9 protein-coding genes are annotated in these 10,653 nt (G+C 56.9%); 6 read left to right on the top strand and 3 right to left on the bottom strand.

Annotated features, from left to right (window positions below; all coding sequences use genetic code 11):
* From C0617_RS07480 to C0617_RS07455, 6 genes are all read left to right on the top strand, one after another.
* On the top strand, window positions 1-637 hold a 637-nt coding region (locus C0617_RS07480), incomplete at its 5' end, for a hypothetical protein (RefSeq protein WP_291316397.1).
* A gap of 214 nt (window positions 638-851) precedes the next feature.
* Window positions 852-2,213, top strand: a complete 1,362-nt coding sequence (locus C0617_RS07475; protein WP_291316396.1) for an outer membrane beta-barrel protein — start codon at window positions 852-854, stop codon at window positions 2,211-2,213.
* Between the two features lie 59 nt (window positions 2,214-2,272).
* On the top strand, window positions 2,273-3,064 hold the full coding sequence (locus tag C0617_RS07470) for an SLBB domain-containing protein (RefSeq protein WP_291316395.1): 792 nt from the start codon (window positions 2,273-2,275) through the stop codon (window positions 3,062-3,064).
* A 68-nt stretch (window positions 3,065-3,132) separates the two neighbouring features.
* Window positions 3,133-5,349 carry a polysaccharide biosynthesis tyrosine autokinase gene (locus C0617_RS07465; RefSeq protein ID WP_291316394.1) on the top strand — a complete coding sequence of 739 codons (2,217 nt, stop codon included), beginning with the start codon at window positions 3,133-3,135 and terminating at the stop codon, window positions 5,347-5,349.
* A gap of 192 nt (window positions 5,350-5,541) precedes the next feature.
* Window positions 5,542-6,246: a CpsB/CapC family capsule biosynthesis tyrosine phosphatase gene (locus tag C0617_RS07460; protein WP_291316393.1), complete on the top strand. Its 705-nt coding sequence runs from the start codon at window positions 5,542-5,544 to the stop codon at window positions 6,244-6,246.
* A gap of 97 nt (window positions 6,247-6,343) precedes the next feature.
* Window positions 6,344-8,596 (top strand): O-antigen ligase family protein, encoded by a 2,253-nt coding sequence (locus C0617_RS07455; RefSeq protein WP_291316392.1) that lies wholly within the window; start codon window positions 6,344-6,346, stop codon window positions 8,594-8,596.
* 6 nt (window positions 8,597-8,602) lie between these two features.
* Here the strand turns inward: C0617_RS07455 and C0617_RS07450 are convergent, their stop codons facing one another.
* From C0617_RS07450 to C0617_RS07440, 3 genes are read right to left on the bottom strand one after another with little or no spacing between them, the layout of a single operon-like run.
* Entirely contained in the window at window positions 8,603-9,133 is a 531-nt protein-coding gene (locus C0617_RS07450) for a hypothetical protein (protein ID WP_291316391.1), read from the bottom strand.
* Window positions 9,130-9,732, bottom strand: a complete 603-nt coding sequence (locus tag C0617_RS07445) for a hypothetical protein (RefSeq protein ID WP_291316390.1) — start codon at window positions 9,730-9,732, stop codon at window positions 9,130-9,132. Before C0617_RS07445 ends, C0617_RS07450 begins: the two co-directional genes overlap by 4 nt.
* Window positions 9,732-10,487, bottom strand: coding sequence for a hypothetical protein (locus C0617_RS07440; protein WP_291316389.1), 756 nt, complete (start codon window positions 10,485-10,487; stop codon window positions 9,732-9,734). The genes C0617_RS07445 and C0617_RS07440 overlap by 1 nt, the downstream gene beginning before the upstream one ends.
* Between the last annotated feature and the right edge of the window lie 166 nt (window positions 10,488-10,653).

Here is a 10,653-nt window from a genome sequence, read left to right as displayed (position 1 = left end):
CGCCGCACCGCAGGCCGCCGCACCGCAGGCCGCCGCACCGCAGGCCGCCGCACCGCAGGCCGCCGCACCGCAGGCCGCCGCTCCGAAGGTCGCCGCACCGCAGGTCGCCGCACCGCAGGTTGCCGCACCGCAGGTTGCCGCACCGCAGGTTGCCGCACCGCAGGTTGCCGCACCGCAGGTTGCCGCACCGCAGGTTGCCGCTGAACTGACAAATAACGCAGAGTCCGATTCGGCCCAGGCCTGTGGCACCGTGCCAACGGATTTCCAGACGTTGCTTGATCAGGCCATGGATGTGGGCATGTCGGATCAGGAAATTGTCAAGACAATATTGCACATGAAGAACAACGACTGCATTTGTGAAATATTCACGACCGCGATGGAAAAAGGTTTGAGCCTGAAACAGCTGGTTTCCGGGGCTCTTGATGCCGGTCTCGCCAGTCCGACCGTTGCCAAGTATGCCGTGAGTTCGGCCTGCTGCGAGGCTCCGCCCGCACTGGTGGCCGCTGCTCTCGGGGTGAAACAGTTGCCCGGACTCGGATATACTCCGGCGAATGAAGCGCCGCCCGTGTCTCTGATCCAGGGGAATCCCGGCGGCCGCGCCACCGCCGGGTCGGTCAGCCCCTCGGCACCGCAATAATTAAGGGCATTGGGCGGTAGAGCATCGCGGAGACTGGGTTTTTAGGTAGAACAATGTTTTTGACTGTGTTGGTCTCCGCTCTGCTTGCTAATTAATATATTGTAGATTCCGGATTGTTCTGTGCGAATTCCTGCAGGATGTGAGGTCCGTTGTCTCTGTCGCCCGTGCTGACAACCAGTTAACGATGAATTTTTTTCTTGGGGGTTCCTGACCAGTGAAGATCAAATGTGCGCTTGTTCTGTCTTTGGCGCTCTGCGCCCTGTTCTATGGAAAGGCGATGGCCCAGGAGTGGGGTGAGGCCACTGGCAGCTCTGATGGCTCCTCCATCTCCATCAAGACCTCCCCTCTAGGGCAAAGGGCCACGGCCAGGGAACTCTTCGGAAGCGAGAGGGGGTACATCCATCCCTTCGTCTCCGTGGGCGGGTATTACACGGACAACCTCTACAATGTCGACGAGGACGAAGTCGCATCGCCACGCGAAGAGAGCGAATGGGTCGGCACCATCACCCCCGGCATTTGGTTGGCCTTTCCTGCGAGCCGCCAGCAGCTGCTGCAGATGTCGACCCAGAACATCTCCCCCGGCGGCCTTGAAATCAGCCGCTTCAAAACCGATGCAGAACGTAGAAGCCAGGCGTATGCCCTCTATAGTGCGGAATTCAATTTCCACAAAAACTTCCCCGGCGAGGATGTGGTCAACCATCGGGCCGAGGGGATGCTGTTGCACAACTTCCGGGGCGGCCTGACCGTGGAGTTGGCCGATGTCTTTGAAATAAACCACGATGAATATGCCACCAACGTGGGATCCCAACGGGACGAGTTCAAATCGAACATCGTCAGCCTCCTCGGCAATTACCAGATCAGTTCAAAGCTCCGGGTGCGGGCCGATTTCTCCCTTTTCAGCTTGAACTATGACAATGCCGCCCGCAACGGCTTTCGGGACCGCGATGATACCGCGGTGTCCGGCTACGTCTTCTTCAAGGTCCGGCCCAAGACCTCACTTTTCCTCGAGTACGAGTTCGTCGACGTGGTTTACGATCAGGATTTTTCTCCGGACAGCGTGGAGCATCATTATTTCGGGGGTGTCCAATGGGATGTGTCCGCCAAGTCCCGTGGCAGGTTCAAAGCGGGATACGGGCAAAAGGATTTTGATGACCCGACGATAAAAGACAGTGACGATTTTCTCCTGGAATTCCAGTTCGACCATCGCTTCTCTCCCAAGACGTCAGGATATATCCAGGCCTACCGGAAAACCAACGAAACCGACGTTGGCGAGTACAAGGAGATTTTCACCGACAGCCTCCAGCTGGGGTATGCCCAGAAGATCAGGACCAAACTCAACGGTGCCGTTAACCTGTACTATGTCCGGGACAGTTACCGCGGCAGGGGCCAAACCAACGGCATCCAGATTGATGACCGCAAGGACGACTATTACAGTGCGGGCTTCTCCCTCGGTTACGATCTTCAGGAGTGGCTCGCCCTAAGCCTTGGTTACACCTTTACCCTGAGGGACTCCAACTTCAATATTTTCGACTACAAGGACAACACCACTTTTCTTAGCCTGACGACAGCGCTTTAACGCGCCTGTCGCCAGACTCGGGACGCACCCCGCCGCTGCCCCTGAAAGGGACGACCCATATGACCAGGTTGGTCTTGCTTCTAACATTTCTGCTCCTCTTCACCCACGCTCAGCCCCTTCTGGCGGTTGACACCGATTATCAGGTGGGGGAAGGGGATGTCCTCAAGGTCAATGTCTATGACCACCTTGACTTGACAACCATCGTCCGAGTCAGCAGCGACGGAGCGATAATTTTCCCCCTGATCGGTCAGGTGGAGATCGGCGGGCTGACGGTTTCCCAGGTCGCCCAGAAGGTGGGGATGGAGCTGGCGGACGGGTACATCGTCAATCCCCAGGTTTCGGTCTTTGTCGAGGAGTTCCGCAGTAAAAAAGTGGTCATCATGGGTCATGTGAACAACCCCGGCCTCTACGAACTGAGCGGGGCGACCACCCTTCTGGAGCTGATTTCAAAGGCCGGCGGGCTCAACGAGGATGCAGGGGATGAATTGACCATCCGCCATAAGGGCGCTCCAGTAGAGGAAGTAACCAGGGTCAACCTGAAAGATCTCCTGGAGCGAGGGGATACGTCGAAGGACGTGTTCATTCTGGACGGGGACAATGTTTTTATCGCCAAGGCGGGAATGTTCTATGTTACCGGTGAAGTGAAAAAGCCGGACGCCTACAAGCTTGAAGAGGGGACCACGGTCATTAAGGCGATTTCCATGGCTGGAGGGTTTACTCAAATCGCTTCCAAGGGGCGGATCAAGGTGATCCGCGTGATCGACGGGCAGGAGCGGATCATGGAGAGGACCCCCATGGACGAACAGATTCTTCCCGATGATGTGATAGTCGTTCCCGAAAGTTTCTTCTAGGATTTGATTGCTGTTTTCTCGATCTTTTCCGGTCTTTTCTTGTTTGACTCAGCTCAGGATAAATCCCCATGAATACTAAAGAAGAGGAAATCCATTTAAGGGATTACCTGCGTATCATCAACAAACGGCGCGGAACCGTGGTCATGGTTCTGATCGTCGTACTTGCACTGACCCTGCTCAGAACCTTCAGCGCCACCCCTCTTTATTCGGGGACGACGAAGGTCATGATCGAAAAGGTGGCTCCCAGTGAGCTGGTTGACGCCTATCGGTACAACTCCTGGGATCCCGAATACTACGAGACCCAGTTTCAACTGATTCAAAGCCAGGGAGTTGGCCGTCGGGTCGTTGACAAGTTGAAGCTTGAGGAGACCTGGGATTCGTACATGGGGGGAGCCGAGGAGAATTCCTCCCTGCTGCAGGGGGTCGGAAACTGGTTTCGGGAGGTTAAAACCATTGTTTTCAAGACCCTTGGTTTAGGGCGGACTGCGTCCGAGAGTGCTGAAGAGGAAACCGAAGCGGGGTCGGGGAGGTCCCTGGCGGACGGGTTGGCTTCCATGATCAGTGGGGGAATCAGTGTCAGTCCCGTCGAGGAAAGCCGTATCGTCGATATCAGCTATGTTTCGACGAATCCTCAGTTTGCGGCACTGATCGCCAATTCGGTGGCGGAGGCCTATATCGAGGAGACCATCGAGATGAAGATGGAATCGACGCGCCGCTCTCTGGACTGGATGACTAAGAAGGCCGATGAGGAGCGCCAAAAGCTCGAAAAAACCGAGATAGACCTTCAGGACTACATGCGGGCGAACGATCTGGTGACTCTTGAGGACCGGATTGCGGTCCTCCCCCAAAAACTTTCCCAGATCGGGACCGAACTGATCCGGGCCGAGGCCAACAGGGAAAACCTGGAGGCTTCGTATTATAAGGCCCGGAAGGTTTCCAATGATCCCGATGCCGCCGAGACCATTCCCCGTATCGCCGAGGATAAGGGCCTGCAGACCCTGCGCGAACAGATCATCAAGGCCGAGCAGCACGCGATGGAACTGTCCGGGAAATATGGCCGGAAGCACCCCTCCATGATCAAAGCCGCCAATGATCTCGAAGTCCTCAAGAATAAAAAACGTCAGATCGTAACCCGGCTCATCGCGGGGATGAGGAACGAGTATGAGTTGGCTCTCTCTTTCGAGAACAACCTTCTGGACCAGATGAAAAAAACCAAGGCCGAAGCCCTCAATTTGAACGAGAAGTTCATCCAGTACGGGGTCTTGAAAAGGGAGATCGATACCAACCGCCAGTTGTTCGATGCCCTGCTGGTGAAAATGAAGGAGCAGAGTATTACCGGGGAGACCCAGCCGGTCAACCTCTGGATAGTCGAGGAGGCTTCCGTTCCGACCTACCCCATCAGCCCCCGCAAAACCAGGAACATTCTCCTGGGGATTCTCGTCGGGCTGTTCGGCGGCGTCGGGTTGGCGTTTTTCATCGACTACCTGGACAACACCGTCAAGTATCCGGAGGAAACCGAGAGTCAGCTCGATACCCCTGTCCTCGGCTTGATCATGTTTCACAAGACTGAAAACCAGAACGTGGAGGAGGTCGTTCTGAAGGAGCCCCTCTCCCCCTTGGCCGAAAGCTACAAGGCCCTGCGGACAGGGGTTCTCCTGTCGGCCGCGGACGCTCCGCCGCGAAAGATTCTCGTGACCAGTTCCGAGGCGGGGGCGGGAAAGACCACGACTTCATGCAACTTGGCTCTCTCCCTGGCTCAGTCGGAAAAGCGGGTCCTCCTGATCGACTGCGACCTGCGCAAGCCACGTATGCACAAGGTGTTCGGCCTGAGCAACAAGAGCGGTCTGAGCACCTATCTGGCCGGTGTTTCGGCTGGAGGCTTTTTGCAGGAAGGCCCCATCCCCAATCTTACCCTTATGAGTTCAGGACCGATTCCGCCGAACCCTTCTGAACTGCTCACCTCAGCCCGGATGCAGAAATTGCTCGACACCCTGCAGGAGAGTTTTGACATTATCATCTGCGACACTCCGCCACTTTTGTCTGTTGCCGATGCGCGGATCCTGAGTCGCGTCTGCGACGGTGTGATTGTGGTGACCAAGGCCCGCCAGACCACCTACGAGATGGCGCGCAAGGCCCTGAAGGGACTTCGGGACGTCAACTCTACCGTGCTTGGGGTGGTGATCAACGCTCTTAACCTGGAAAAGAGTGACTACTATTATTACAACTACTACCAGTACTATTATTCCGCGTACAAGGAGGAAAAGCCCCAGGAAGAGGCCGCCTAGACGACTGTTCCTTGTCGCTGAGTTTGAACAGGAATTCTGTTTTTTTCTCCCGGCAGAGGTTGGTGCGCCACCTCGCTCCGAAAGGGGCTGAAACCCTACGGGATATTTCCTGATGGGCGGCCTGGCCTGCGAGATGGGGCCCTGCCAGACAAGGCTTGATATTTAACCCCACCGTGAATGCCGGTTTGCTTGATGATTGATCTGCACTGCCATATTTTGCACGACATCGACGATGGCCCCTCTACCCTTGAGGAATCGCTGGAGATGGCGCGGATGGCTGTGGCCGACGGGATAGAGCACATCGTCGCGACCCCTCACGTGCGGGAGGTGATCCACGATCCGGAAGACATCCGGGATCGCGTGAACCGGTTCCGATCAGCATTGCAGGATGCGGGCATCCCGCTGGAGATTTCCCCGGGGGGCGACAACAGCGCCCTGCTCGATGTCGATACCCTCAAAGGGCATACCATCAACGGCACCGATTATGTCCTGCTCGAATTCCCCTACACCCACTTGCCTCACAATGCCAGAGACATGATTTACCGCATCCAGCTGGCCGGCCTGCTTCCCATCATTACCCATCCGGAACGAAATCCGTCCATCATTGCCAAACCGCAACTTCTCATCAATCTTGCCGAAGCGGGTGCCTTTGTCCAGGTCACTGCCGAGAGCCTGACCGGAGGATTCGGGCGAAAGGTCAAAAAATGCGCCCAATACCTTCTGAAGAACCATGCGGTTCATATCCTCGCCAGCGATGCCCATTCTCCCGGTTCCCGGCCCCCGATCCTTTCCAAAGGGGTGAAGGCCGCAGCAAAAATAGTCGGGGAGCCCTCTGCGCGCAGGCTCGTGACGACAAACCCCGCCGCGGTGATGTCCAACAAACCGATTCATGACTGATCTGCCCCGTCGACTATTTTTTGCTCTTCTGGTTTTTTCCCCCCTTGCCTTTGGCGCCACCGAAACATGGTCCCTGGCTCTTGTGGGGGGCGGGAGCGTGGCGGCGCTTTGGCTCTCTTTGCGGGAGGCTCGCCGGAAGGAACTTCCCGTTTACTCCCCGCCCGGGATGCTCCCCCTGGCTCTATTTCTGGCCTATGTTTTTTGCCAGGCGATTCCCCTGCCACCCCTCCTTCTTCACCTGCTCTCTCCGCACACATGGAAGCTTTATAGCGAAACGGTTTGGGTCGTACGGCCCGGCGTCTGGATGCCGGTCTCCCTGGCGCCGAGGGCCACCCTGGCAGAGTTTCTCAGGGTGGCCGGGTACGGAGCGTTTTTCCTTTTGACCGTTCAACTCCTCGTCGATCGGAAGACACTCAAAAAAATCCCGGTCTTTCTGGCTCTGTTCGGGGGGGGATTCGCTTTTGTCGGCATCCTTCAGTTCCTCCTTCCAAACGACAGAATCCTGTGGATTGTCAGGGACTGGCCAGCGCGGACCTCGCACCACTTCGGGACCTATGTGAACGGGAACCATTATGCCGGTCTCATGGAGATGATCCTTCCGGTTGTCCTGGCCATGTTTTTGTCCGCTCAGCCCGAATACAGCTACCATTCGCTGCGCGAAAAGATTGCTGAGTTCTTTAACCACCCTCGGGCCAATACCCATATCCTCCTCGGTTTTTCCGCGATCCTTATTTCAACCTCGATTTTCTTGAGCCTTTCCCGGGGAGGGATATTCAGCATCCTGATCGCTCTTTTGGCCCTCGGGTTTTTGGCCATGAAACACGGAAAGGACCGAAAAAAAGGAAGGCAGCTGGTCCTTTTCATGGTTGCCATGCTGTTGGCGGTAGGTTTCCTTGGGTGGGGGCCAATATTTGACCGCTTCGAGGGGATCCGGACCTCGGGGGGGGAGATCGCCGACCAGCGGCTCGATTATTGGGAGGACAGCCGCGATGTTATTCAGGACTTCCCCCTTTTCGGGACGGGGTTCGGCACCTTCGCCCACATCTACCCCCGGTACCAGAGCGTTTACACCCATGGTTTGATGGTTGACCATGCCCACAACGATTACATCGAGTTGCTGGTGGAAGGGGGCATTGCAGGGACAGGGCTGGTGGTGTGGTTTCTGTTCGCGGTGGTTTCGGCGAGTTACCGGAAATTTTCCAAGCGGCGCAATCGAACGTCTATCTACCTGTTCCTTGGCGGTTTGGCCGGCCTTCTCTCGATTTTGTTTCATAGCGTTACCGATTTCAACCTGCACATTGGGGCCAACGGGCTCTATTTTTTCTTTCTCCTGGGCCTGGTTGCTTCCGCGGCCGCTTCCCGCTCCCCCAAGAGTCGTCGAAAGACGAACCTGAGCGTCATGCTTGCCAGGCGCCTGTCCAGGACTTTCGTCCTGCTCGGGGTGACGGCGCTCATCGGGGGGGTGTTCTATGGCGGCGCTGCCCTGTCCGCCGTCTGCATGAGGTCTTTTGACCGATTGGATTCCTTGTCGCAAACCGAACCGAAGAACATCACGGCGGCTCTGGAACAGGGCAAGCTCGCCAGAAACCTTGATCCTCTCTCGCCGCAAGTCCCTTTCATCCTTGCGGACTTGAGTCTTGCTGTAGAAGACAGGGCGCAGGCCCTGGAATATCTAACGGCGGCCCTGCGTCTTGATCCGACCAATGGTGAAGTTGCGCAGAAACTCGGGCTCCTCCTGGAGCTTTGGGGGGAGGAAGAAAAGGGGAAAAGACTTCTTCGGTCCGGGGTGGAGAACAATGCCTCAAATCCGGAATTACGCAAGGTGTACGCTTCCTGGCTCTTTTCTCATGGCCACTGGGAAGAGGGCCTGGGCCAGGTGCGAACGGCTATGACCTGGGACCCCAGGCGCTCAAGGGATTATCTTACCCTGCTGGCTCTGTACGGGTTCGACGCCGAGTCGATCGACTCCGCTCTGCCCCCCCTTTGCCAAGCCCAAATCGCTTTTGGAGATTACCTTTTGGACCTTGGATTCGACTCTCGGGGGGAAAGAACATACCGAAGGGCGATCCCGTTTTGCACCGAGGGGGAATCCCCAAGTACCGCGCCATTCTGGCATTTGAAAAAGTTTTATTTCGATCGGGGAAGAACGGAGGAAGCGCTTCAGGCGATACAGCAGGGAATAGAACTGTTCCCGAGGGATCCCGGTTTCAGGCGCGAGGCCGGTTTCCTCTACGAGCGACTGGGGGTTACCTACCGGGCCATCGAGGAGTACCGGAAATCTTTGCTTCTAGACCCCGGGAAGGGCTGGGTGCGCAAGCGTCTGGAAATCCTGACCGAGGGGGGAGGGTAAGGGCGTTTACAATTCCATTTGCGCTTCCACGTATTGGGCGAGGACTTCGTGGATCTTGACGGGGGGGGCGTTTTCAAAGTAGTGGTTGATGACGACGTGGGCCAGCTCGTGGGCGAGGACTGTGAGCTTGATATCGGAGACCGACACGTAGACCGTGTCGGTCTCCGGCGCGTAGAAGGCGATAAAGTCCACATTGGTCCCGTACTGCCGCCGGTAGACCTGCTGCACCTCGCCCCTTGAGGGGACCAGCACGATCTTGTAGCGCAGTCGGCGGGGAAACATCTCCAGGATCTCCTGGACCCTTCCGTTGAGCTTGTCGACCTTGCTGCCGACCTCCTCCTCGACGGTGAGCTGGTTTCTTTTGCCGAACAGGAAGGAAAAGGACCCCAGTCGCAGCTTCTTGTTGAACGTTCTGAGGTCTTCCGGCCGTTCGTATTCGACGGTGGCGAAGCGGGTCTTGAGCTCCAGACCGAATGCGTTGGTTGCCAGGGCGACACAAAGGAGGGTCGCCAAGGCAAGCCGGGCGGCTCTCATCATTTGTCCGCAGATTTCAGCTTGTATGCTGCCAGAAGGTTCTGGATCTGGCGGTTTTCTTCCCTGGCCTGGTTGAGCATCTCCGTCGCCTGGGCATTTTTCGTGTCCGGCTCCAGGCGGTCCAGGCGGTCCTCGACCGCTTCGCAATGGCGGCGGATTGTGCGCATCTCGTCCGAGAGGTCCTGGTTGAAGGTGTTGATCTGTTCGGCCAGCTCCTTCATCATGTCTTTGGAGCGCAGGTAGATGTGCTGGTCGAGATCCTTGCTGACCATACCGCCAAAAGTCATTTCAAAGCGATAGGCGGGCCCGGCGAAGCGGTGGTACAGGATGAGGTTCATCGCCAGGACCAGCAGGCCGACCGTCATCAGAAAGATCCAGTGCGCCTTCAGCATCTCTTTGAGCAGGATGAGCGGGGTCTGGCCGATCCTTATGTGTTGATTCTCATAGGTGATGGTCAGGTTGTCGGCCGAGAGCAGGCTGAAAATGAGGGCGAAAACGATCACGCCGAGAATGGTCATGAGGAAATGCTGGTAAAGGAGTTTGCCCTGCATGTCCTTCTTGATGAAGAAGTTGCGGGTTCTTCTGCGGTACTTTTTGGCCATTAGTCCGTCCCCAAATCTTTGATGGCTTCCGGCAGAGTGATCGCCGCCTTCTGACGCAGTTCATTCAGCCACGAGTCCATGGCTTTTCTTTTTTTCTCCTCGAGCAGGGTCGTCCGCAGCATCTCCCCGTCCGGCTCGACCTGCTGTCCTTCGGTCCGCTCGACCTTGTCCAGTCTGAGCCGCACGAACTCCTCCCCCAGGGAGAAGGGCTCCGAGGTCTGGCCCTGCTGCAAATGGAGCAGGCGGTCCCGCAGCGGCCAGGGCAGGTCGCCGAAAAACTCCTGCACTGCTTCCGGTCTTTCCCCCCGTTGCGCGATCGCTTCTTTCTCGCTCGGATAGTTCAAAACCGTCAGGTGAAAAAACTTCCCGATGTTGTCGCGGTATGCCTCCAGTTCTTCGGGGCCGACGGAGACCTCCATGTCCCGGTACTGTCGATCCATCAGCACTTTGATCAGGGATTGTTCGAAGAAGTCCTGAATGGCCAGGCGAAAGGACTCCTCGCGGTCGATGCCGGCCCGCTGGGCTTCCTGAATGAGGAGTTCGCGGGTGACGACACCTTCGATGAACTCCTCCTGGCTGCCTTGGTGGTAGGAAGAGTATTTCTTCTTCATTTCCAGTTCCGGGGGGGAGATGACCCGGTCATTGATGACGAGCGCGCCGTCCGGTGGGGCGGAAGGGGTGCTCAGGAAATCGTACCCCCAGATGCCCAGGGTCAGGAGGAGGGTGATGGAGACGATGTACATGATGTATTTCATGGGACGGACCTCTCTGGGGATTAAATGCCCCGCCAGTTTATGCCATGGCCGGCGGTATTTCAAGCTTTTCACTGGCTCGGGCAGGGATTGAGGGTTCTCCGCCGGACCGGGTCTGTGATATGGTCTGAGAGCCAAATCCCAAGAGGGAAGAACATCAACCCAACCT

This window comes from Desulfuromonas sp., assembly GCF_002868845.1.
Classification (GTDB): Bacteria; Desulfobacterota; Desulfuromonadia; order Desulfuromonadales; family BM501; genus BM501.
Note: the sequence above shows the minus strand (reverse complement) of the source record. Positions and strands in the feature narration are given on the sequence as shown.